The following is a 24,752-nucleotide window of genomic DNA, read 5'->3' on the forward strand; positions in this document are numbered from 1 at the left end:
CCTTCAGGATGTTGATGATCTGCTCTTCCGTGTACTTCTTTCGGGTCATTTCGAGTCCTCCTTTTTATTGTTCTTAACGCCGGAAGACTCTAATTATAACCTTCCTAGTTTATGGGGGTGGGGTCATCTTTGCATGATGCAACTAGATGCACATGTTAATCTCCACGATGAATATTTAGGAACTAGATACAGCCATGCCTGTGTAATGCGCCGTATTCTTGAGATCTGCCCCACAGCGCAAGTTGGAATACAGAGCCCAAGATGGGAAGAGCAGCAGTTTTCGACCAAGAATAGCATACATCCCTTTTATATCTACACATCGAGTTCAGATTTGGCTTCACCCGAACAGATAATGACTTCACTGAGCGACAACGTCTACATGTCTATTGATTTGAACGTCTTTGACCCCTCAGTCATGCCGGCAGTAGACACGCCCGAGGCAGGTGGCATGCAGTGGCATGAAATTCTGAATTTACTAAGAGCGGTAACCCTGCATAAACGTGTCATTGGTTTTGATCTGGTGGAACTGTACCCCAAAGAGGGCGCTGTTTCTTGCGCTTTCCTCACAGCCAAACTAGCCTTAAAGCTTATTGGCTACGCTATATCATGAGAGACAGGCATTGGCAACCTCAATCTCAGTGGCATTTGACATGGCCTGTCCCTCTGTTCTATTATTAGTACGATTTGGAGCAAAGGGATGGCCTCAAAAAACGCGCCTGATTCAGCTCCATATAGCTATATCTTAGGACAAGTTGCCACTCAGTTTCTTTTAACATTGCCCTCAGAGAAAAGACCAACAGCCCAGCAGGAAGTATACAAATTCGTACGTTGGTACGGAGAAACACGTCCACTAAATGAGCTCACCATACCCGAAGTCGCCAATTATGCCGAGCAGATAACTTCGTCAACCACTGAAGTAGTTGAGAAACTAGGGATAATCAAAACCTTCCTTGCTTATGCCCACAAGCAGGGCTTGACAAGGACAAACTTGGCTGTCCACCTGAAGAGCAAGAAAACTCCACCAAAATCAGCCTTACCTTTGAAACGACGTTACCATAGAAAAGTATTGCTGACCGGCCAAGGCTACGCGGATTTAAAAGCAGAGCTTATCACCCTCAAAAGCGAACGACCGCGCATAGCTGAAGAAATCCAGAAAGCAGCCTCTGACAAGGATTTCCGCGAAAATGCACCTCTAGAGGCAGCCAGAGAGCACCAGGGCCATGTGGAGGCACGAATTAGAGAACTGGAATCGACTTTAAAAATGGCAACATTAGTGGATGAACAGCAGATTGGTGGTCGTGAAATAACTTTTGGTGATAAAGTAGTGCTCCGTGATCTAGCTTCAGGCGAACAGGTAAGCTACACCTTAGTCGATGCTAGTGAAACTAACCCGACAGAAGGCAAGATCTCTGTTGTCTCACCTATGGGTCAAGCATTGTTAGGGCAGATGCAAGGACAAAATGTTGAGGTCAAGGCACCAGCTGGTATTCTGCGTTACAGAATTGAAGACATCCAACATCGTTGAACTTAGGTTGTCCAAGATATTCAAGGCTTTCCAAATTAGGAATTCTATATTATAATAGACGAGCCTAAAGATAGAATTTAAACTACGAGAGTTTTTCCCAAGCAAATTGGTACAGCTTTATGCGTGAAAGCTGTGAGGCATCTACAGTAGTTTGAGAGTAGGAAACGTAAACAGTAATAAAGTTGCAACCTAAGCTGGCGCTCAGCTGGTGTTGGATATTTTGTGCCTATAACTAGCCAGCGACGCTGTCATAGGAATTCAAATCTAAAGGAGGTACACATGGATTTTGAGCTAACAGAGGAACAGAAAGCGCACAGAAAAGAGTTTTTCGAGGTCTGTAAGGAACTTGAGAAAAAAAGGCCACCAAGTTTTGTAGGATTTGAGGCTGTATTTGAGGTTGATGAATGCTGGGAATTCCACCTTTACTGCGCCAAGGAATTCGCTAAAAAGGGGTGGCTTGGCTTAGCCTGGCCTCCTGAATACGGCGGCAGTGGAACCATGATGGACAAAGTCCTCTTCGCCGAGGCGAGAGGATACCATGGAATTCCTGGTGTTGACATCTTTGGAGTGCAAATGCTCGCCCCTACCCTTTTACAGGCCGCAAGCGACGCAATAAAGAAAGAATTTCTGCCGCCAATTGTCCAAGGAAAGGTTATGTGGTGCGAGCTATGGAGCGAGCCCAATGCAGGCTCAGACTTGGCCACTCTGGCCACCACCGCGATAAAAAAGGGTGATGAATACGTTATAAACGGTCAGAAGACCTGGAATACGGGTGCTCACCGGGCTGATTGGGGCTTTGGAGTATTCAAGACCGACCCAGCTGCTCGGAAACACCACAACATCACTTTCATCTTGCTCGATATGAAAACGCCCGGGATAACGGTAAGGCCTATCCCATACATAGATGGCGGTGGCCCATTCTGTGAGGTTTATTTTGATGATGTCCATGTGCCGGCTAAAAATATCGTCGGCCAGGAAAACGAAGGCTGGGCGGTGGTCAATCTCCTCGCCGGTTTCGAGAGGTCGGGGATGACCGAAATCATGGCTATGTTCCGTGATCTGGAAGAGCTAGTGAAATACTGCAATGAGACCAAGCGGAACGGTCAACCTTTAGCCAGAGACCCATTAATACGCAACCGAGTGGCACAACTAGCCTGTGAACTGCAAGCAGCCCGCGCCATCGCATACCGAATAGCTGACTTGCAAAACAGGAACGAGATGGCCCTGATGGATGCATCAGCAGCAAAGATATTCTACAGCGAGTTAGGCAAGCGTTTTGCTTTCGTTGCAACCGACATCGCAGGTCCATACGGCCAGGTCAAAACCTCCCGATGGGCTCCTATGCACGGGGCTTGGGAGAAAGCATTCCAAGAATGTTTCATAACCATCATCTCCATGGGGACAAATGAGATACAAAGGAATATCATCGCCTGGTATGGTCTGGGCTTGCCCAGAATGAAATAAACAAGTTTCGATAGGAGGAATCATGGACCTTAGATTTACTGAAGCGCAAGAGATTTTGAAGAAAATGGCACGGGATTTCCTTACCACGGAATGCCCTAAAACTCTGGTAAGAGAGCTTGAAAAGAGTGAGAAGGGATACTCTCCCGAGCTCTGGAAGAAGATGGCCGAGCTGGGGTGGATGGGATTGGTTATCCCTGAAGAATACGAGGGCATGGGTTACACCTTCCAGGATCTGACAGTCCTCTTAGAGGAGGCAGGTAGGAATATACTTCCCGGACCGCTAATCTCTACCGTAATCAGCACCTTCCCTATCCTCGAGGCCGGGACTGAGGAACAAAAGAAAGAGCTCCTGCCCAAAATAGCTCGGGGAGAACTAATTATTACTACGGCCCTCCTCGAAGCTGAAGGGACATTCAACGCCTATGGAATTGCCGCTAAAGCAACACCTAAAGGGGATGACTTCATAATAAATGGCACAAAGCTCTTCGTTGAAATGGCCCATGTAGCCAATTACACCATCTGCGTCACCCGAACCAAAGATGGGACTTCTCCTGAGAAAGGAATCACCCTCTTTTTAGTTGACTCCAAAGCCCCTGGAATAAGCTGTGAAGTAATGCCCACCATAGCCGCAGATAAGCTATGCGAGGTGCGCTTTGAGAACGTTACTGTGCCCAAGAAAAACATGCTGGGCAAGATAGATGAAGGATGGCCGATTGTGGAAATGATGTTACGCAAAGGAGCTATCGCTAAGTGCGCAGAGTCCATCGGTGCGATACAGACTTGCGTCGAAATGACTGTAGCGTACTCCAAAGAAAGGGTTCAGTATGATAGGCCTATCGGAGCCTTCCAAGCACTTCAGCATATAATGGCTGACATGTGGACCTCAATGGAAACCGGCCGTTATTTAGTCTATGAGGTGGCATGGATGGAATCAGAAGGTCAACCCTGTGCCAAAGAAGCATCCTTGGCAAAGGCATATGTCAACGAGGCTTACAAGAATGTGGGTCAGTGGGCAATAAGATTACACGGCGCCATTGCCACCAGCCATGACCACGATATACCACTTTATTATCGAAGGTCAAAGGCTGCAGACACCACTTACGGCGGCACTGATTTCCACAGGGAGCTGGTAGCCCAGAAAATTGGACTAATCTAAGCACATCTAGATGCAAAGAGCACTCCACTTAGCCCCTCTTAGTCGGAGGGGCTAAGCTTTTTTCTTAACTAAGTGGAAACTAAGAAAAACTATTTGAACTATCAAACCAACTTAACTCTGTGAGTAATTATTCCCTCTTGCTCAATTGCCTCACCAAGCACCTTATGCTATACTGATGTGCAAATTTGATTAGGGAATACTATTAGTAACCCCTGAAAAACTTTGTTTCTCATGGGTTTAATATAAATTAGGAGGTCAAAATTTGCCGGAGTCTATTTCAGTTAAACAGCTCCTACAAGCCGGAGCTCATTTTGGACATCTAACCGGTCACTGGCACCCACACATGAAAAACTATATTTTCACACAGCGCAATGGCATCCACATCATCGACTTAGAGCAAACTGTAGCTATGCTGGATAGAGCCTGCGCTTACATTAGAGACCTAGTCAGTAACGGCCAAAGCGTTCTCTTTGTCGGCACCAAGAAGCAAGCTCAGGGAATAGTAGAAGAAGAAGCCAAACGATGTAGTATGTATTATGTCAACCAAAGATGGTTAGGTGGGATGCTAACTAATTTCGCTACTATCCAAGCCAGGATAGACTACCTAGTTCGCCTCGAAGATCGAAGGGATAAAGGTGAGCTAGATTACCTATCAAAAAAGGAGAGATTGAAAGTCGAGAAGGAAATAGCACGACTTAATAAGCTTCTTGGTGGTTTTAAGGAAATGACTACGCTTCCTGGAGCCCTATTCATTGTTGACCCAACTAAAGAGAAAATAGCTTTGGCTGAAGCAAGAAAGGTTAGCATACCAATAGTAGCTATTGTAGACACTAACTGCGACCCAACAGATATTGATTACCTTATTCCAGCTAACGATGATGCTATAAAGGCACTCAAACTCATATGCAGCAAAATAGCTGATGCGGTTCTCGAAGGTAAGATGATTAAGGAGACCGGCGAAATGGGAACCATTGAACTAGCTCCTGTAGATACGGAACGCACCCAATTAATGGAACCCCATATTTTTGCACCTGACGAAGATGAATAGCGAGGCAGTGATGCCTTATCCTACATAGCAAGAGGAGGTAGAATTGCAAGTTTCAACTACAGCGATAAAGGAGCTTAGGGGAAAAACCGGTGCTGGTGTTATAGACTGTAAAAAGGCTCTCCTCGAAGCAGAAGGAAACTTGGAAAAGGCAGCCGATATTCTCAACCAGCGCGGACTGGCCTTGGCTCGAAAAAAGGCTGACCGTGCCGCAGACCAAGGAATAATCGAAGCTTATGTCCACCAAGGAGGCCAGATTGCAGCATTAATTGAAATCAACTGTGAGACCGATTTTGTTTCCCGCACTGACGAATTCAAAGAGTTAGCCCATGACCTAGCTCTGCAAATAACCGCTATGTCCCCAAGATTCATTTCTCCAGAAGACATGCCACAAGAAACAGACACAGACCTTCAAACAGCTTGCCTCCTGCTCCAACCCTTCATCAAAGACCCCAACAAGACCGTCCAAGACATCATCACTGAAACGATAGCCAAGGTTGGTGAGAATATCAAAATACGCAGATTCGTCAGATTCGAACTAGGTTATTAGAAGTGGCAACAAAAAAGCCCAAATACAAGCGTGTCTTGCTCAAGCTGAGTGGAGAAGCGCTCATGGGAAAGAAAAGGTTTGGCATTGACCGTTCAATACTGACACGTGTAGCCCGGCAAATAAAACAAATAATTGAGCAAGAAGTTGAGGTAGCTATAGTCGTCGGAGGAGGCAATTTCTGGCGAGGCACTGGTGGTGAAGCCAAAGGAATGGATCGAGCCACAGCTGACTATGCTGGGATGTTAGCTACGATGATCAATGCCCTGGTCCTTCAAGATTCGTTAGAAAGCGAAGGAATAATTACTAGAACTCAATCAGCCATTACCATGCATGCTGTAGCCGAGCCGTATATACGTCGTCGTGCCATCCGACACCTAGAAAAGGGGAGGGTGGTTATTTTCGCCGGAGGTACAGGAAATCCCTACATGACTACCGATACTGCTGCGGCACTGCGAGCCATTGAAGTCGGAGCCGAAGTCCTTCTTGTAGCCAAAAACAGAGTCGATGGTGTTTACGATTCTGATCCTCTCAGAAATCCAAAGGCAAAGAAATTTTACCATTTAACCCACAAAGATGCCCTAAACTTACGCCTCCAGGTAATGGATAGCACTGCTTTCTCTCTATGTCGGGACAATAAGCTTCCCATAATAATTTTCGACCTACAAGGAAAACAGAGTATAGAGCGTGCCATCTTTGGAGAACACGTCGGTACCTTTGTCACTAACGAGGAAGAGAGATGATCGAGCAAATACTCACCGAAATCAATGGTAAAATGCAAAAGGCTGCCGATGCTTTAACCCGAGACCTGGCAGCTATTCGCACAGGACGTGCATCACCGGCCTTGGTTGAGCATATCAAAGCTGACTATCACGGTGTCCTCACTCCGATCAACCAGATGGCTTCTATCTCAATACCTGAAGCAAAGATGATACTCATCCAACCATGGGACCGCAGTTCAACCCGCAGTATCGAGAAAGCTATTCTCACGTCTGACCTCGGCCTAAATCCAACAAGCGATAGCAACGTCATACGCATACCTGTTCCACCCCTCACCGAAGAACGACGTAAGGAGTTAACCAGAGTAGTTCACAAAAGGTTAGAGGAGGCAAGGATTGCGCTTCGTAACCTAAGACGGGAAGGCATCGAAAGACTGAGGCAGTCAGAAAAAAATAAAGAAATATCCCAAGATCAATACACACGTGCTTCTGAACAACTGCAAAAACTCACCGATAACTTCATAGACAAGGTCAACGATATAGGAAAAGCCAAAGAAACAGAGATAATGGAGGTCTAAAACTCCGAAACCCGCATGCCCATGTTTTCAAGGGAGTAAATCCACACATAAAACATCATGCCAGCCTCAAAAAGCTCCGCCAACATTCAGTATTCCTCACTACATCCACTGCTACCTAAGGCACTTAGAGCCCAAGAATAAACATGCTCAGGTATAGAATTCTCACTGCCATTGTCGGACTACCACTCGTTATTGCCATAATCTGGTTTGGTGAACCCTGGTTTACCCTCATGATAGCTGTTATGGCCGCACTTGGTAGCCTGGAATTTTATCGAATGGCTAGCCAGTCAAAAATACAGCCGCTCACCTATTTCGGTATGGCTTGGGTACTACTTATAGTCCTAAGCCCTCATTGCCCATATCCTGTTGCAGCACCTTTCCTCATCACCTCAGCCATAGTTGTCTCGCTAATCTGGCTTTTGCTTAAATCTCCGCGGGAAGAGGCTTTCACTAATTGGGCATGGACAATGACAGGGATCCTTTATATAGGCTGGATGCTCAACCACTGGGTCGAACTCAGAAGCTTGGAGGCTGGCAAAGTGTTGGTATTTTGGGCTATGTTCACTACATTCGCTAGTGATACCAGTGCCTTTTTTGTCGGCAGAACTTGGGGTAAACACGCTCTAGCACCATCCATAAGCCCAGGCAAAACTTGGGAAGGAGCCATAGGTGGACTATTGACCAGCATTGTGGCCTCCCTAATTCTCAGCATAATCTTTCCATTGCCCTTCAGCTACTGGCAGACGGCCCTTTTAGGCTGTGTTATCAGCCTGTTCGCTCAGCTCGGAGATTTAGCAGAGTCATTACTTAAGCGTAACACAGGTGTAAAGGATGCAGGCAAGCTAATACCTGGACATGGTGGTATACTAGACCGCATCGATAGTCTCATATTCACCGGAGCTATTGTATACTATTGCGTGATACTAGCCACATTATGAGCAACACTATTAAAAAACTAGCAATTCTAGGCTCGACAGGCTCAATAGGGCAACAAGTCCTAGACATAATAGGGGCCTTCCCTGGCAAATTCAGGATAGTAGGATTAGCTGGCGGCAAAAATACGAGTTTGCTTGCTGAACAAATCAGCCGATTTCAGCCCAAACTAGCATATTCGCCGCTTAAGATCAGCCTGCCAGACAAAACAAAGTTATCATCACTAGAGGACATAGCTACCCACCCTGAAGTCGACATCGTTGTCATAGCCACCTCGGGTAAAATAGGGCTGGCTCCAACACTAGCCGCCATAAGGTCTAGCAAAAAAATAGCTCTGGCCAATAAAGAGGTGCTAGTCATGGCAGGTGCAATTGTTGTAGCAGAAACTAAACGATACGAAGCTCAAATCTTCCCTATTGACAGCGAACATAGCGCTATATGGCAGTGCCTTCGTGGAGAGAAAGCTGAGGTGGCCCGGCTTATCCTGACAGCATCAGGGGGGCCTTTCTATCATTATTCACCCGCGCAGTTAACTAAAGTCACTATTGAAGAAGCTCTGCGACATCCTACATGGAGAATGGGAAAGAAAGTGACCATTGATTCGGCAACTCTAATGAACAAGGGGCTAGAAGCAATCGAAGCTCATTGGCTTTTCTCTATACCATTTAGCAAAATAGAAATCGTCATTCATCCTCAGAGCGTTATTCATTCCCTAGTAGAATTTATCGACGGCTCGCTAAAGGCTCAACTCAGTATCCCCGACATGCATTTTTCTATTCAATACGCTCTATCCTATCCCAAGCGGTTTGCTAACCCCAGTTTACCACGTATTGACCTAACCCGACTGAATTCACTGACTTTTGAGACAATAGACTATTCTATTTTCCCGTGCTTACAACTGGCACTTGATGCTGGTAAAAAGGGAGGGACATACCCTGCTGTACTTTGTGCCGCCGATGAGATAGCTGTCGAACTCTTTCTTAAACAGCATATTAGTTTCTCTGGCATCGCCGAAATAATAAACAAGACCATCAGCTTACACCAAGGCACAACTAACCCTACCCTGGATGATATCTTGGCTGCTGATGAGTGGGCAAGAGATACCGCACTGAAACTTACTAACAAGGCAAGCTTATGCTTGAAACAATAGCACTTACAATTGTCAGCTTTATCGGCATACTAATATTACTTGTCTTCGCCCATGAGTTTGGGCATTTCATCACAGCCAAGCTTACCCACGTAAAAGTAGAGGAATTTGGCATCGGTTTTCCACCTAGGCTTATAAGTTTCAAGCGGGGCGAGACAACATATTCACTAAACGCCATACCCCTTGGTGGCTTCACCAAGATGCTGGGAGAAGAAGATCCCAAGCTACCAGGTAGTCTGGCCAGCAAGAGTATCCCCGTTCGATTACTAGTTCTTAGCGCTGGCTCATTGATGAATATTTTACTTCCGATATTACTACTTTCAATCAGCTTCATGATCCCCCACGATATGGTTCTGGAAAAAGTCCAAGTGAAAGAAGTGGCATCAGGTTCACCAGCTCAAATCGCTGGGATTGAGTCGGGAGACACAATCCTGGCAATAAACAATCACACAATTAGAAACCGCGGCGATGTCAGCTATATTATCCAGCTTAACCTCGGCTCAGAGGTACATATCCTGCTTCAAAAAGGCGAACTCAGTCAGCAAAAAGTAACTGTGCAACCAAGATGGAAACCACCGCAAGGACAAGGAGCCACTGGAATTAGTATCATCGGAGTAGATAGCACCATAGTCCGCGAATCCTATCCCATCTGGAAAGCAGTACCTTCAAGTATAATTCATTGCGGGGAAATCCTCATCTTATTCCGGAATGAAATAGTAGGCTGGTTCATTAGAGGAACAGCACCTCAGCTAACTGGTCCAATAGGTATTGCTGAACTGACCGGTGAGATGGCTAAGGCTGGTATTAGTCCGTTACTCGAATTCGCTGCTCTAATTAGCATAAACTTGGCCCTAATTAATCTGCTACCTTTCCCGGGTCTAGACGGGGGCAGACTCATCTTTGTAGCTTTAGAATGGATCCGACGGGGAAAAAGGATTTCGCCGAAGAGAGAGGGATTTGTGCATCTAATTGGTTTCATAGTGCTGATACTTTTGATTATTGTTATAAGCTATTATGACATTACACGCATTTTTCAAGGAGAGAGCGCATTACCTTGATGATCCGCAGGCAATCCAGACCCATTAGAGTCGGAACAATAACTATAGGTGGCGATGCACCTATCGTAGTCCAATCTATGAGCAAAACCGATACCAGAAACATAAAAGCTACCATAACTCAGATCAAGGAACTCGCCGACAGTGGCTGTGAGATAGTCCGAGTAGCAGTGCCCGATTTTGAAGCTGCACAGGCTGTTCCGACCATTAAGCAGCGTACCTCCATCCCCATAATTGCAGATATCCATTTTGACTATCGACTTGCCCTTGAAGCATTGAAAGCCGGCGCTGATGGTCTTCGCTTGAACCCGGGCAATATCCGTGATCCCGAACAAATTGCTAAAGTAGTCCATGCAGCCAAGCAAAGACAAATACCCATCCGCATAGGTATCAATGCTGGAAGCCTGCCACCATCTTCAAAGCAATCTGTGCCCATATCTGAGCATATGGTTAATGTAGCTCTGGAGCAAATCAACCTACTGGAAAGCCTTGACTTTGATTTGATTAAAGTCTCACTTAAAGCCTTCGACGTACCTACGACTATCGAAGCTTATAGGGCAATGGCCTCAAAAATACCCTACCCTTTGCATTTAGGTATAACTGAGGCAGGAATCCCCAGGGCCGGAGCCGTCCGCAGTGCTGTAGGCATCGGCATACTCCTTCATGAAGGCATCGGCGACACTATCCGTGTCTCCCTTAGCGCCCATCCCTGCGAAGAAGTAGACACCGCTTACGAAATCTTAAGAAGCCTTAACTTACGCCAACATGGCCCCACCTTGATAAGTTGCCCCTCGTGTGGACGGGCTGAAGTCGATATCATCAGCCTTGCTGAATCCGTAGACAGAAACCTAAGAGATATAAGTAAACCTATCAAGGTTGCCGTCATGGGTTGCGTTGTCAATGGACCAGGCGAAGCAAAGGAGGCCGATGTCGGCATCGCCTGCGGCAAAGGCAAAGGTGCCATTTTTAGAAAAGGCAAAGTGGTCAGCACCATCGCTGAGAAAGACTTCTTAGAAGCACTGATGGCAGAAGTAAAAAGCCTTTAAAATTAAACAGGTCTTTTTTAACAAACTGGCTCGAATTATACAGAGCCTGAAATCACAAATAACAAATAGGAATAACAAAAACCAAGAGGGAGAATAAAGTGGAATATCCGATAATTGTTAATGTGGATTATCAAGAGAAGCTTTCAAGGTTGACCACTCTCTTTCGAGGCCTTATGATTATACCTCACTTGATCATCCTTTGGGCTCTAGGCATAGCTTCCAGTCTTGTTGTTTTTATCGCCTGGTGGGCTATTCTGTTCACCGGCAGGTATCCTAAATGGGCTTTTAATTTCATCTCTGGCTATGTGCGCTGGTACACCAGGGTAAGCGGTTATTATCTGCTCCTGACTGACAAATATCCGCCCTTTAGTATAGAATAAACAGCAATAAAGGCTACCATTTAAGAGCAAAGTCAGCTTAAAGGATAGAAATATGCGATTTTCTAATCTCTTCGGCAAAACGCTAAAGGAAATACCTTCAGAAGCCGACACTTTAAGCCATCAGTTGTTGATTAGGACAGGGATGATTCAACAAGTAGCAGCCGGCGTCTACTCCTTCCTACCTCTAGGTTGGCGCGTGCTCAGGAAAATCGAGCAGATAATCAGAGAGGAAATGGACAGAGCCGGTGGGCAGGAGTTAATGCTGCCTACACTTCAACCTTTCGAACTGTGGGAGGAATCAGGAAGATATCCTTCTTTTGGCAAAACGTTGCTCACGGTCACCGACCGACGAGAACACAAGCTAGTCTTGGGACCCACCCATGAAGAAATTATCACCGATCTTGTGCGACGATACGTGCAGAGCTACCGCGACTTACCCCTTCTCCTCTATCAAATCCAGAATAAGTTCCGCGATGAACCGCGGCCTCGAGGCGGCTTACTACGTGTCCGCGAGTTTATTATGAAAGACCTCTACAGCTTCCATACCGATGATGCAGATTTAGACCGAAGCTATCAAGAGATGATTCAAGCCTACAAGAACGTTTACTCCCGCTGTGGCTTACCAACAGTTGTAGTAGAAGCCGACAGTGGCGCCATAGGCGGCAAGGAGTCCCATGAGTTTATGCTCATCACTGAAACCGGTGAAGACGAAATCATTCATTGCTCGAATTGCGATTATGCCGCCAATATAGAAAAGGCTCAGAGCATCAAGCCCAAACAGGAAACAAAAGCTCACCTATCTATTGAGGAAATATCAACCCCAAACATCAAAACCATCGAAGAGGTAGCCAATTTTGTTGGTGTTCCAACAAGCCATACTTTGAAAGCAGTCTTTTATTCGGCAGATGTCGAGATTATCTTTGTAGTGATCAGGGGGGACTTGGAAGTCAACGAGACAAAACTCAAAAACTTGTTAAAATGCTCTGAATTATGCTTGGCTACTGAAACTGAAGTTAAGACAGCCGGCTTAGTAGCTGGCTCGGCTTCGCCAATTGGTATAAAAGGAATAAAGATTATAGCTGATGACTCAATAAACTTAGGCTCCAATTTCATTGCCGGTGCCAATAAACCAGATACTCATCTTAAAAACGTGAACTACCCTCGTGATTTCAAGATTGACCTCATAGCTGATATTGCCATAGCACGCCCCGGAGATGACTGCCCGAAATGCAACGGCAAACTCCAGTCCAGCCATGGAATTGAGGTAGGTCATGTCTTCAAACTAGGTATTTTCTACAGCGAGAAGATGGGCGCCTCTTTCCTTGCTCAAAATGGAGAATCACACCCAATCATTATGGGTACCTACGGCATCGGGTTAGGGAGACTACTGGCAGCTGCAGTGGAACAAAATCACGATGATAAAGGCATTATTTGGCCAGCGGCGATTGCCCCTTATCATGTTTACCTCTGCCCGCTTCGTTTAGAAAATCCTGATATCGCTGAAACCGCCGAGAAACTCTATCAAGATTTAACTAACAAAAACATAGAAGTGCTTTTCGATGACAGAAATGACTCCCCAGGAGTTAAATTCAACGATGCCGATATTCTGGGCATACCCCTCCGCTTAACCATAAGCCCTCGCACCTTGGAAAGCCAGAGCATAGAGGTAAAATGGCGCAAGGAAAAACAAACCCAACTATTACCTTTGGAAGAGATAACTCCAAAAATCAAGAGGTTGCTCCGCGAAGCTAAGAGCAATTAACGCTCTTCTGGCTTGATACGCCGCTGAAACCAAGCAGCTATGAATATCAACACACCACCCAGGATAATAGAGGCTAATATCTTTACCACCTCTGGTAGGCCCATAGTCAGAAAGAAGGTAAAGGTGAAAACGCCGGCTATACAGGCAAGGATGTAACTCACCAAATGAGCTTTGATCGGCTTCTTTTTCGCTGCTCGCCAAATCAACCAGCCGATAAAAGCTAAAGAGCCAATAACAGCTACAGCACCCATGACTCACCAACCTCTCTCATAAAAGTATTTTCCAAACAGAGCAAACATAGCCGTGGTCAAGGCCAGACAAGCTAGCTTGCCTGGTTCAGAGAGGTATTTAATATACTCCACCGCCAGATAGCCAACTCCTGAAACACAAAGCAAGATTCCAAAACCATACAGAATATAGATTCTCATACGCTTAATACCTCATCACCTGCTGGTCTCAGGCACGGGGATAGGCAGAGGTGGTCCCTTTTCAGGGTACCCTGGCACAGGATAATAGCTCAGGATTATTTTGCGCTCTATTTCCCCACGCTTGATTCGTACAGTATATTCTCTATACTCCCCAGACACAGGACTTGACTCTCCCAGATCTTCAGACTGCAGTGTCCAATCAATTATTGTCTTCTTGAATGGTGCCACCGAGACTTCTGTTCTATCCAACAATTCAACAATCTTTTGGCCACCCTTCCAAACTGAAACCTCTACATCAACCAAATAGGTTGAAAAGCTTCTATTATCAATCTCGTACCGAAAGGGGATAGACTCCCCCCATCCCACGCCTAAGCTGTAACCCTCATAACTCTCTTTTACCCAGCGCTGCTGCCAATAATCAGGCTCTATTACCTGTTCACGTTCTTGAACTGTGACATACAGCGTATCATATAAACCTAAGTAGCCATCCACGACAAATATAGCCAAAATCCCAGCGAAGCAGACTAAAGCCAAGTACAGATAAAGATTCGACTTACTTTTTGCTGACAAATTTAACCAACCTTACCCATTCATCCTTGTTCACCAGATTTAAGGATAAATATTGATTTGTTTAGTGAAGCTTTCTCTAGTGACCCCTTCTGACACTCCGCAAAAAGAAAACTAATCGAGTTATAAAAGCGCCAGCAACAACGACGACAAGTATAAACGCCCATAGCGGCATAAGTCCAATCTTAACAAGTATTGGTGTGGTCCAACCGCTATCATTACCGGCACCATCTACAGCTTTAATCCGCCAATAGTATTTTCCTCGAAGTAAAGCTTCAGCATCAGTCAAGGTATATTGAGACTCAACCAGGTCATCCTTACTTAACATCGTAGTCACAAAGTCAGGTTGAGAAGATATCTGTAAACTATAGTAAACACCGCTCGGATCAGAGACATCAATCCATTCGAAGGTAGGAGCAGCACGATCGAAAAAGCCTACCCTACTCCCATCCTTCGGCGACACAATCTGTGGTAAGGATGGTGGCGCCGTCTCCATGGTGAAAATACCAGAGGCTGAGGCACCACCAACATCAGCAGCGGTTACATTATGCTTACCACCTAGACTTTTAGGGGCATTAAAGTTTGTTTGGAAGTTGCCTTTAGCATCTGTGACCAATTTAGTAACCACAGCAACATTATCATATTTAATAGTCAATTCTTTGTCTGTGCCAAAACCAGTACCGTTGACCACGATATCACAACCTACATAGCCTTCGGTAGGCTCTATAACGATTTTCGATAAAATGGCCAGTTTAGCGTCAGCAATGTCAGCAGCAGTAGTTGAAGCACCATAAGCATCTATGAAATGACTACCCGCAGTACTGTCAGGTATAGCCAAAGAGATGGTCCAGCAACCATCTTTATTAGCTGTTATATCACTTCTGATAACACTACCATCAAACGTAACCACTATACCACTCTCGCTTCCACCAAAACCGCTGCCGTCGATAGTTATACTGTCACCCACATACCCCGATTCCGGCTTAATTTTCACAGCAGGGGAGACTGTAAAGGTGGCATCAGGAACTTCATCAGCCTTGGTAGAAGCACCTGAAGCATCTATTGTATGAACGCCTTTAATAGAGCTAGGAACAACAAGGGTAACACTCCACGACCCCTTACTGTCAGCACTGGCCCCAGTCTTTGCATCGGTGCCATCATAGGTGACTCGAATGCTGCCTTCATCCTTGCCAAAGCCAGTACCACTGACAATAACTGAAGTGCCAACACCACCAGACGCCGGGCTAAGACTGATTTTGGGACTAACTGTTAAGGTGACATCAGGAACATCACCCCCCTTAGTGGTGCCTCCTGAGGCATCAACCGAGTGACTACCCTTTGCAGAGCTGGGCACAGAAAAAGTTGTGCTCCATGAGCCTTTATCATTAGCGGAAATTCCTGTCTTCGCATCTGCGCCATCAAAAGTGACCGCAATGTTGCTTTCAGTAACGGCAAAGCCCTTTCCATCAATAGTGATAGAATCACCAAAAGTACCTGAATTTGGGTTAATATTTATCGAGGGAAGAACAGAAAATTGGGTGGACAAGACCTGGGTATTAGTCGGATTTTCCACTGTGACAGTATGGTTACCCCGGGAGGCATCAGGCACAGTAAAGGCAACACTACCACCTCCAGGCAGTGTGCCTTGCTTTACCTCAGCTCCGTCCCACTTAATGGAATAAGACCCAGCAGTCAGTTCAGATATGGTCACCATCGTCCCGACAACACCAGCCGCTGGAGTCATGCCAGCAGCCTGGACATGACTTGCGAAACAAAGGGCTAAAAGCGAAGCTAAACAAAGAGCCAGGGCAAAAACTTTAGTTTTCACGCTTGTCCCCCTCCTGCAAATAATCACATCCTATTATAACGCAAATTTAGGCAAAAGTTCTGCTTAAGTGGAAGGTTTTGAACAATTCTGTTCGCGGACAAATCAGCCCCGCAAGATAGCCCTTAAATCGCGTTGTAATTTATCAAGAATTTGCTTTTGGACTTCGTCGACCTCGCTATCAGTCAAGGTATGCGTGGATGACCGGTAGATAATTCTGAAAGCGAGGGATTTCTTACCTGCCGGCACCTGCTCTCCTACATAAAGGTCGAAAAGAGCGACCGAATTTACTAGAGGAAAACCTTGAATGATAGTACAAATCTGTTGATAAGTTATCTGCTCATCCACCAGAAGTGCAATATCCCTGCTCGTACTTGGATATCGGGGTATCGGTTGATAATTTTTGAGAGCAGCGGTAAAAGATGACAATCTATCCAAGTCGATTTCAATAAGATAGGCCGTATCAGAAAGTTCAAAAGCTTTTGATACTTCGGGGTGCAGTTCACCAACTGCACCCAACTTTTCATTTCCAATAACTACATCGGCGATTCTCCCGGAAAATAAACTTTCATCTTCACCCGCATCAAAGCTCACCACCAATCCTAACCGTGATAAAACGGTCTCCAGTACCCCTTTGGCAGTAAAGAAATCAACAGACTCCTCTTTACCACGCCAGGACAACCTACGTTGTGAACCACCGAGCACAGCACAAAACATCTCTTTTTCTTGGGGCAAGTCTTTCTCCAGGGGTAAAAACACCTTCCCAACCTCAAAAAGTCTAATGCTACCTTCTTGATATCTCTCATTCCGAGCTAGAGTTGATAGGAGGCCAGCTCGCAAACTGGTGCGAAGATATTCCTGCTCTCTGGACATTGGATTAGCCACTTTCATTGGAGTCGGACCTATCAGGCGAAGTTGTGGTGAAAGCCTGCTCAGCATCTCCAAGTTGGTCAAGGAATAGGTGAGTATCTCCTGAAAACCACAGCCAACAAGGATATTCCGTAGCTGTCGCCTGAGAGACAACATCGGCAGTGGCTCATGCCTTGGCAATGGCGAACTCAGCATGGTAATCGGAATGTTGTCATAGCCGATAATGCGAGCTACCTCTTCGGCTAAATCAGCAGCACAACTGATGTCTGTGCGCCACCAGGGAACATCCACCTGAACCTGCGAGTTTGACCCAGCTTGCCGACAACCAAACCCCAATAGCTCCAGAGCCTTTGTTATTTCTCTAATTTCCAACTCCACACCAAGAAGCCGTTTAATATCAGCAAGAGGCAACAATACAGGTTCCCTCTGCTGCTTTCCGGGATAAACATCGATAATTCCCTTTGCCACCTTGCCACAAGCCAATTCTGCCATCAATTCAGTGGCTCGTTTTAACGCTATTAGTGGCAAGTCCCTGCTAAGTCCCTTCTCAAAGCGCAACGAAGCCTCACTGCTTAGCCGAAGACCAAGGCTCCCCCGATGAATAACCGCCTGATCGAAGTTCGCTGATTCTATCAGAACGGTGGTAGTATTGGCAGTAACTTCCGTATCTGCCCCTCCCATAATGCCAGCAACAGCAGTAGCTCGCTCCTTGTCGGCAATAACCAGCATACTCGGGTTTAGAGTCCGCTCACTCCCATCCAACGTAGTTATAGTCTCACCGTTTGCTGCTCGGCGTACGACAATCTGTTTCCCACGTATCTGATTGTAGTCAAAAGCATGAAGTGGTTGTCCATATTCCAGCATCACATAGTTTGTAACATCAACGATATTATTAATAGGACGCATACCGCAAGCCAACAAACGCCTTTGCAGCCACTGAGGCGATGAAGTCAGCTTAATCCCACTAAGCAAACTAGCACAGTACCTGGGGCACAAATCCGGCTCAACAATCTCCACTGAGACAAATAAGTCTATCGCTCTTTCTAATTCCTGATAACGAACGTCAGGAACATGCAGTTTACCCCCGGCAAGAGCTGCCATTTCCCTAGCAACGCCAATCACCGATAGGCAGTCAGGTCGGTTTGGTGTTATGTCTAGGTCTAGAATCGTATCACCAAGATACTCAGACAAAGGAGTGCCAACTGTCGCTTCCATAGATAGAATCAAAATCCCTTCATGGCTACCAGAAATTCCCAATTCCTTCTCAGAGCAAATCATCCCTTTAGAAACAACACCACGAATCTTAGCCGGTTTCAATTGTACCATCTCTCCACTATGACCATCTATGAGTTGAGCCCCCACATGAGCAAAAACCACCTTATCACCAACGGCGACATTAGGTGCCCCACAGACCACGGTGGAATGTTGCTTCCCCAAATCAACGGTTACCAATTTCAGACGATCAGCATTAGGATGGGCATTAACATCAACTATCTTGCCAATTACTATATTCTTCCAGTTCCCACCGATGACCTCCACTCCTCCAACCTCTAAACCAGCCATAGTCAACCGTTCACACATCTCCCCGAGTGGTACGGAAAAGTCGAAATATTCCTTTAGCCAGCGAAGTGAAACTTTCATTATTGAGTTCTAGAAATCAAAACGACCAGATTCAGAATTGTCTTAGAAACCTAAGGTCATTACTATAGAAGAGGCGGATATCATCTATACCATAGCGCAGGATTGGAATACGTTCTACACCCATACCGAAGGCAAAACCAGAATAAACTTCAGGGTCGATGTCAACACGCCGAAGAACCTCAGGATGCACCATCCCCGCACCTAGAATTTCAATCCAGCCACTATTGCCGCACAGTCGACATCCAGCACCACGGCACACTAGACAATCAATAGCCACTTCAACACCAGGCTCTACAAACGGGAAATAATCGCAACGAAAGCGACACTTCCTCTCCTCGCCAAAAAGGCGGTGAGCAAATTCAAAAAGGGTACCCTTTAGGTCAGACAGGGTTATGTTCCTATCAACCGCCAACCCCTCAACCTGGTAAAACATCCATTCGTGTGTAGCGTCTGTGGCTTCATACCTGTAGACTCGTCCCGGCGCTATTATTCTTATCGGCGGACGTGATTTCTCCATGACTCTTATCTGGACTGGAGAAGTATGAGTTCTCAAAAGCATGGGGTTACCACCAGCTTCAGTCTCGAAGTCAACCCATAATGTGGCAAACATATCACGGGCTGGGTGGTCAGTGGGCATGTTGAGAGCTTCGAAATTATAATAATCCCATTCCACCTCCGGCCCCTCAACAACTTGAAAACCCATGCCACCAAAAATATCACAAATTTCCTCAAGCATCTGAGTTGTTGGATGTAGACGACCGATAGGAACCTGTTGACCGGGTAAAGTAACATCGAGACTTTTAAGCTGCGCTAAACTAGTCTTTCCAAACCCCACTTCTGATGTAATGCCTAATGGATAAATGGTCCGCTGTTCTAAACTCCTCTTTTTCTCCGCCAAACGAGTTTCAAGAGCTTCCTTGATTTCATTGGCTCGAGCCCCAACCACACGCCTCTCCTCCAGTGGTAAAGCAGCTAATGACCGCAAAATCTGTATGAAGGCGCTCTTTCTGCCTAAATAGCGAATTCGCCACGCTTCAAGTTCATTGATATCGGTGACTTTTTCTAGGTCATCAAAAGCTTTAGAGGCAAGCTCTTCAACCTGATTTGGCATCATTCTCACTATGTGAGGGGGATTTTAGCTCTTAAGTTTGGCTGAAGCTAACATCAGTAGCTTAGAGAAGCTGGCTGGATCGTTTACTGCCATTTCTGCCAATGCTTTGCGGTCGATTCCTACATCGGCTTTTTTTAGACCATCCATAAATTGGCTATAGGAAAGTCCTCCAGCACGGGAAGCAGCATTTATCCTAACAATCCACAACCGCCTCATATCACCCTTGCGCTCTCGGCGATGCCGATAGGCATAAAATAAAGCATGCATCATGGACTCGTGGGCACGCCGAAATATAGCATGTCTTGTGGCCTTATGTCCCTTTGTTAGCTTCAGTACTTTTTTATGTCGTCGATGAGTGACTATTCCGCCTTTAACTCGTGGCAATCACGTCCTCCTAATCTATTTCAAGCCATAGGGCAGTAATCTCTTCAGCCTAACCTTATCAGAAGGTTGCACCAGAATCATGTCATCATAAAGGCGCTTGGTCCTGGCCGGCTTCTTACGCCTTAGATGGCTCTTGCCAACTTTAACGCGCATAATTTTGCCGCTGCCGGTGATGTGGAGGCGGCTCTTAGCTCCCTTATGGGTCTTAAGTTTCGGCATCTAAACTTTCTCCTCAACAGATGGCTTCTTAGTGTGTTTGGTCGAAATGGGCGATAGCACCAGGCTCATAAAACGTGCTTCTGAAGACGGTGCCCCATCCAAGATTGCTATGTCTTTCAAATCATCTGCCACTTTTCGTAATAATTTCAAGCCCAGTTCCGGATGCGTAATCTCACGTCCCCGAAAAGCTATAAATACCTTTACTTTATCACCCTCCTCCAACAATTTCCTCGTTATCTTAATTTTGGTATCAAGATCATGTTCCTTCACCCTAGGCCTAATTCGGATTTCCTTGAGTACAACGCCTTTTTGGCTCTTTCGTGCTTTACGCTCCTTCTTGGTCTGCTCGTATCTATATCTTCCATAGTCAAGAAGTCGACATACAGGAGGAACTGAATTAGGTGCCATCTCCACTAGATCAAGACTCTGCTCATTAGCGATCTGTAACGCCTTCTCAAGTAGGAATACTCCCAGCTGTGCTCCTGTCTCCCCTATAAGCCGAACCTCCTTAGCCCTAATCTGCCGATTAACGCGTAATTCTTTGACTATTTTTCCCCTCACCTCCTTACACGAAGTAGACCATTTGGCAGAAATATATCATATTCACGAGAGGAAATCAAAGCTTATCCGGAGCTTTGGTTTCAATAATTGGTTGTACTCTATCCATAAATTGAGAAATCGACAGCAAGCCGAGGTCTTCTCCATTTCTCAACCGCAGAGAAACTTGAGAGGCATCCAGTTCTTTATCACCAACAACAAACATGTAAGGGATTTTCCCCAGTTGCGCCTCTCTTATTTTCAAGTTCATCCTCTCCGAGCGGTCATCAACTTGAACGCGAATGCCACATTCTCTGAGTTCACCTGCTACCTGGTGTGCATAGCTCAAATGACGATCAGCTATAGGAATTATGGCCACCTGGACCGGAGATAACCACACTGGAAAGACACCAGCATAATGTTCAATGAGGCAGGCCATAAAGCGCTCCATACTCCCCAACACAGTGCGATGTACCATCACCACCTGATGCTCTGAGCCATCATCGCCGATATAATTAACATCAAAGCACTGGGGCAGGTTAAAATCAACTTGAATCGTGGGGCCCTGCCACAAACGCCCTAAAGCATCTCTAAGCTTGACATCAATTTTAGGCCCATAGAAGACGCCTTCACCAGGATCTATCGTATAATCAAGCTTAAGCTTTTCCAGAACCTTCCTTAGCGTCTCCGTAGCATCTTCCCAGACTTGAATAGTCCCAGCATACTTCTCCGGCCGCGTAGACAGAAGAAGCTCATACTCATTAAACCCAAAGGTGGTCATCATAAAGCGAGCTAATTTCACCACCTCTGTTACCTCAGCCTCAAGCTGGTCAGGGCGGCAAAAAATATGAGCGTCATCCTGAGTGAAACCACGTACCCGCGCTAGCCCATGCAGCACCCCAGAACGCTCATAGCGATACACGGTACCCAACTCAGCATAGCGAAGCGGTAAATTACGGTAGCTACGCAACTGAGTTTTGTAAATCATAATATGCCCCAAACAGTTCATCGGCTTGATAATGTATTCCTGCCCTTCGATATCCATCGGTGAATATAAATTCTCCCGATAGAAATCCCAGTGCCCACTGGTTTGCCACAGGTTCACCTTAGCAATATGCGGAGTATAGACAATCTCGTAACCCCGCTTCCTGTGCTCCGATTTCCAGAAATCCTCAATAATCTGACGCACCAAAGCACCTTTAGGATGCCAGTGAACCAACCCAGGGCCAGCTTCTTCGTGAAGGCTAAAGAGGTCGAGTTCCTTGCCCAGCTTCCTGTGGTCTCGCTTAGCGGCCTCAGCCAATCGAGCTAAATAATCTTCGAGTTCAACCTCAGTATCAAAAGCAACCCCGTAAATCCTCTGCAACATGGGACGCCGTTCATCACCTCGCCAGTAAGCCCCGGCAATATTGGTAAGCCTAAAAGCCTTAATCTCGCCAGTCGAACTTAGATGGGGGCCACGGCACAAGTCGATGAAAGAGCTCTGGCGATAAATGGTGACAGTTTTGTCAGGTAGTTCCTCAATAAGCTCCAACTTATAAGGCTGTTCGGAAAACAACTTCAGTGCCTTTGCCTTGCTCATCTCCTCTCTAACAAAATGGGAATCAGCGGCAATTGTTTCTCTCATTTTAGCTTCAATCGCCGTTAAGTCCTCTGGAACAAGAGCTCGGGGAAGTTCAAAATCATAGTAAAAACCATCCTCAATTGCCGGGCCAATGCCAAACTTAGTCCCCGGGAAAAGGGACTGGACTGCTTCAGCCATCACATGTGCAGTCGAATGCCGCATCTTTTCCAACATCGCCTCTTTTTCTTCCATAGCCATTCCCAATTTCTACATCAAGCCAAACAAAAACCTCACGCCATCACAAGCGAGAGGTCGACACTGCACCAAACTGGCTCAATCGCTAATGTGTACTGACAAAATAATATCCAAGTGGTTTCCACTCACTAAGCTGGTCAGCTTCAACTATCGCATTTTATCAATGCTACTATGGAGAGTCAAGCTAATGTTCGGTCGGTCAAATTGAATGAATCCCAAATCAGGTCTATAATAATATGTCTTTTTACCAGGTTGACCCTTCTGCAGCCCGGTCATTCTTTGAATTTAAGATACAAATATATCGGAGGCCTTAATGAAAACACAAAACGCCATCGATTTTGAATATATCTTTAACCCAAAGTCGGTTGCTGTAATAGGCGCATCTTCAGACGATGGCTTCACACAAGCCCTGATGAGCACAAAGATTAGGGATAACTTGTCCTTAGTTAATCCGAAATACAATGAGCTTGCAGGCAGGAGATGCTACGCTAGCATCTTAGATATCAAAAACAGCATTGACTACGTTGTCATCGCAGTCCCGGCATTGCTAGTCCCTAAAGTATTGGCCGAGTGCATAGAAAAAGGAGTAAAGGCAGCTCACATTTTCACCGCAGGCTTCAGTGAGACTGGATTGGAAGAAAGAAGAGAATTAGAGAACGAGGTAAAAAATATTGCCCACGGCAAGATTAGAATAATCGGCCCCAACTGTATGGGGGTCTGCTGCCCTAAATCCGGTTTAACTTTCACTCCTGATGCCTCGACTGAAGAGGGCTCGATTGGCGTCATTTCACAAAGTGGCACCTTTGCCGGGGAATTCCTGACCGTTGGGAAAATAAGAAACCTTAGGTTCAGCAAGGTAGTCAGCTACGGGAATGCCATAGACCTAGATTGCCCGGACTTTCTGGAGTATCTAGCAGATGACCCGGACACTAAAGTTATAGCTTTATATATAGAGGGGACAAAAGACGGTAATCGTCTCAAATCGGCACTTGCCGAAGTTGCCAGAAAGAAGCCGGTCTTAGCGCTAAAAGGAGGGGTAACAGAACATGGTAGTCGGGCAGCATCATCCCACACAGGTTCACTGGCTGGCTCACCGGAAATCTGGAGCTCAATTTTCAAACAGACCGGCGTAGTTCAGGTAGAGAATTTCGATGAGCTATTAAATGCCACTTTAGCGCTCGCTTACTCACCCCTTCCTTCAGGAAAAGGCACCAGCATTATTACGAACTCTGGCGGTTTTAGCGTGATTCAAACCGACTTATGTGTAAAAGCAGGACTGGCAGTGCCTCAATTCGGAGAGAGAACCATTGCAGAATTGAGAAGGATGGTACCGATAGCCGGAACCAGCATCGGGAATCCATTGGACGCCTGGCCTATATTTTACAACATGCCCGGAACTCCCGGAACTCTTGCTGATGCCATCAAGATCACAGTCTCCGACGAAAATATACATTCGCTAATATTGCACTTCGATGAAATTAGTTATCTGAGGCGCTTCTTGGGTGAAGCACTTGAAAGCCACCTAAAAACACTTATTGACCTGATGATCAGCGGCTGCCAATACGCCCGGGATCAAATTGGCAAACCTGTAATAATTTGCGTTTCACTCGACGCCTATTCAGAGGACGAAGATGACAGAAAAGACCACCTGATAGTTAAAAAAGCCTTTGAGGAAAAGCAATTCCCAGTATATCCATCGCTCAATGACTCAATAAAAGCCCTGTTTAACCTTTATAGATACAGCGCTCGACTCCGCAAAGGATAGCCTCACCACCTCAAACCCTGCAACATCTACCAGTGGTGGGGCTCACTGGACGGAAAGAAGAACTTTTGCCCTGGCTTTCCACCTTATCACATAGCCCATCGTTTTCACCTTTTGATTCTTAATCAAATCGACTAATTCATAGTCAAACGATATTGACATTCCATTTCGAAATACCGAGTGGTAAAATGAGTAGGGGAAGGCTAAATAACTACACAAATGATCGGAGGTC

The 24,752-nt window shown here is 45.9% G+C and carries 24 protein-coding genes; 15 read left to right on the plus strand and 9 right to left on the minus strand.

Annotated elements, in window-relative coordinates:
- The 14 genes from FJ023_08220 to FJ023_08285 form a co-directional block, all read left to right on the plus strand.
- On the plus strand, window positions 1-610 hold a 610-nt coding region (locus FJ023_08220), incomplete at its 5' end, for a hypothetical protein (protein ID MBM4447314.1).
- Between the two features lie 87 nt (window positions 611-697).
- Entirely contained in the window at window positions 698-1,525 is an 828-nt protein-coding gene (locus FJ023_08225) for a transcription elongation factor GreA (protein ID MBM4447315.1), read from the plus strand.
- A 279-nt stretch (window positions 1,526-1,804) separates the two neighbouring features.
- Window positions 1,805-2,989: a pimeloyl-CoA dehydrogenase large subunit gene (locus tag FJ023_08230; GenBank protein MBM4447316.1), complete on the plus strand. Its 1,185-nt coding sequence runs from the start codon at window positions 1,805-1,807 to the stop codon at window positions 2,987-2,989.
- Between the two features lie 22 nt (window positions 2,990-3,011).
- Window positions 3,012-4,145 carry an acyl-CoA dehydrogenase gene (locus FJ023_08235; protein ID MBM4447317.1) on the plus strand — a complete coding sequence of 378 codons (1,134 nt, stop codon included), beginning with the start codon at window positions 3,012-3,014 and terminating at the stop codon, window positions 4,143-4,145.
- A gap of 262 nt (window positions 4,146-4,407) precedes the next feature.
- Window positions 4,408-5,193, plus strand: coding sequence for a 30S ribosomal protein S2 (gene rpsB, locus FJ023_08240; protein MBM4447318.1), 786 nt, complete (start codon window positions 4,408-4,410; stop codon window positions 5,191-5,193).
- Between the two features lie 43 nt (window positions 5,194-5,236).
- A complete protein-coding gene (locus FJ023_08245; GenBank protein MBM4447319.1) occupies window positions 5,237-5,740 on the plus strand; it encodes an elongation factor Ts in 504 nt (167 codons plus the stop codon).
- Window positions 5,741-5,742: 2 nt separating this feature from the next.
- Complete coding sequence (locus FJ023_08250) at window positions 5,743-6,480, plus strand: UMP kinase (protein ID MBM4447320.1); 738 nt, start codon at window positions 5,743-5,745, stop codon at window positions 6,478-6,480.
- Complete coding sequence (locus FJ023_08255; protein MBM4447321.1) at window positions 6,477-7,034, plus strand: ribosome recycling factor; 558 nt, start codon at window positions 6,477-6,479, stop codon at window positions 7,032-7,034. Before FJ023_08250 ends, FJ023_08255 begins: the two co-directional genes overlap by 4 nt.
- Before the next feature lie 143 nt (window positions 7,035-7,177).
- Window positions 7,178-7,972, plus strand: a complete 795-nt coding sequence (locus tag FJ023_08260; protein ID MBM4447322.1) for a phosphatidate cytidylyltransferase — start codon at window positions 7,178-7,180, stop codon at window positions 7,970-7,972.
- Entirely contained in the window at window positions 7,969-9,117 is a 1,149-nt protein-coding gene (locus FJ023_08265; protein MBM4447323.1) for a 1-deoxy-D-xylulose-5-phosphate reductoisomerase, read from the plus strand. Before FJ023_08260 ends, FJ023_08265 begins: the two co-directional genes overlap by 4 nt.
- Window positions 9,102-10,172 (plus strand): site-2 protease family protein, encoded by a 1,071-nt coding sequence (locus FJ023_08270; protein ID MBM4447324.1) that lies wholly within the window; start codon window positions 9,102-9,104, stop codon window positions 10,170-10,172. Before FJ023_08265 ends, FJ023_08270 begins: the two co-directional genes overlap by 16 nt.
- On the plus strand, window positions 10,169-11,215 hold the full coding sequence (gene ispG / locus FJ023_08275; GenBank protein ID MBM4447325.1) for a flavodoxin-dependent (E)-4-hydroxy-3-methylbut-2-enyl-diphosphate synthase: 1,047 nt from the start codon (window positions 10,169-10,171) through the stop codon (window positions 11,213-11,215). The genes FJ023_08270 and ispG overlap by 4 nt, the downstream gene beginning before the upstream one ends.
- A 98-nt stretch (window positions 11,216-11,313) precedes the next feature.
- Window positions 11,314-11,595, plus strand: a complete 282-nt coding sequence (locus FJ023_08280) for a DUF4389 domain-containing protein (protein ID MBM4447326.1) — start codon at window positions 11,314-11,316, stop codon at window positions 11,593-11,595.
- Between the two features lie 52 nt (window positions 11,596-11,647).
- A complete protein-coding gene (locus tag FJ023_08285) occupies window positions 11,648-13,357 on the plus strand; it encodes a proline--tRNA ligase (GenBank protein ID MBM4447327.1) in 1,710 nt (569 codons plus the stop codon).
- Here the strand turns inward: FJ023_08285 and FJ023_08290 are convergent.
- The 9 genes from FJ023_08290 to FJ023_08330 all read right to left on the minus strand — a co-directional run bounded on the left by FJ023_08290 (window position 13,354) and on the right by FJ023_08330 (window position 22,761).
- On the minus strand, window positions 13,354-13,608 hold the full coding sequence (locus tag FJ023_08290; protein MBM4447328.1) for a hypothetical protein: 255 nt from the start codon (window positions 13,606-13,608) through the stop codon (window positions 13,354-13,356). The genes FJ023_08285 and FJ023_08290 overlap by 4 nt on opposite strands.
- A gap of 192 nt (window positions 13,609-13,800) precedes the next feature.
- Window positions 13,801-14,355 carry a hypothetical protein gene (locus tag FJ023_08295; protein MBM4447329.1) on the minus strand — a complete coding sequence of 185 codons (555 nt, stop codon included), beginning with the start codon at window positions 14,353-14,355 and terminating at the stop codon, window positions 13,801-13,803.
- Window positions 14,356-14,431: 76 nt separating this feature from the next.
- Entirely contained in the window at window positions 14,432-16,180 is a 1,749-nt protein-coding gene (locus tag FJ023_08300; protein MBM4447330.1) for a hypothetical protein, read from the minus strand.
- Window positions 16,181-16,282: 102 nt separating this feature from the next.
- Window positions 16,283-18,688 (minus strand): phenylalanine--tRNA ligase subunit beta, encoded by a 2,406-nt coding sequence (locus tag FJ023_08305; protein ID MBM4447331.1) that lies wholly within the window; start codon window positions 18,686-18,688, stop codon window positions 16,283-16,285.
- Between the two features lie 31 nt (window positions 18,689-18,719).
- Window positions 18,720-19,799, minus strand: a complete 1,080-nt coding sequence (gene pheS / locus FJ023_08310) for a phenylalanine--tRNA ligase subunit alpha (protein ID MBM4447332.1) — start codon at window positions 19,797-19,799, stop codon at window positions 18,720-18,722.
- A gap of 24 nt (window positions 19,800-19,823) precedes the next feature.
- Window positions 19,824-20,183: a 50S ribosomal protein L20 gene (rplT, locus tag FJ023_08315; protein ID MBM4447333.1), complete on the minus strand. Its 360-nt coding sequence runs from the start codon at window positions 20,181-20,183 to the stop codon at window positions 19,824-19,826.
- 15 nt (window positions 20,184-20,198) lie between these two features.
- Window positions 20,199-20,402: a 50S ribosomal protein L35 gene (rpmI, locus tag FJ023_08320; protein ID MBM4447334.1), complete on the minus strand. Its 204-nt coding sequence runs from the start codon at window positions 20,400-20,402 to the stop codon at window positions 20,199-20,201.
- A complete protein-coding gene (locus FJ023_08325) occupies window positions 20,403-20,951 on the minus strand; it encodes a translation initiation factor IF-3 (protein MBM4447335.1) in 549 nt (182 codons plus the stop codon). It lies immediately after the preceding gene.
- Window positions 20,952-21,018: 67 nt separating this feature from the next.
- Window positions 21,019-22,761, minus strand: coding sequence for a threonine--tRNA ligase (locus FJ023_08330; GenBank protein MBM4447336.1), 1,743 nt, complete (start codon window positions 22,759-22,761; stop codon window positions 21,019-21,021).
- Between the two features lie 310 nt (window positions 22,762-23,071).
- On the opposite strand from FJ023_08330, the gene FJ023_08335 reads away from it, so the two are divergent.
- On the plus strand, window positions 23,072-24,523 hold the full coding sequence (locus tag FJ023_08335; GenBank protein ID MBM4447337.1) for a hypothetical protein: 1,452 nt from the start codon (window positions 23,072-23,074) through the stop codon (window positions 24,521-24,523).
- Window positions 24,524-24,752: the final 229 nt, after the last annotated feature.

The organism is Chloroflexota bacterium (assembly GCA_016875875.1).
In the GTDB taxonomy this organism is placed as follows: domain Bacteria; phylum Chloroflexota; class Dehalococcoidia; order GIF9; family UBA5629; genus 9FT-COMBO-48-23.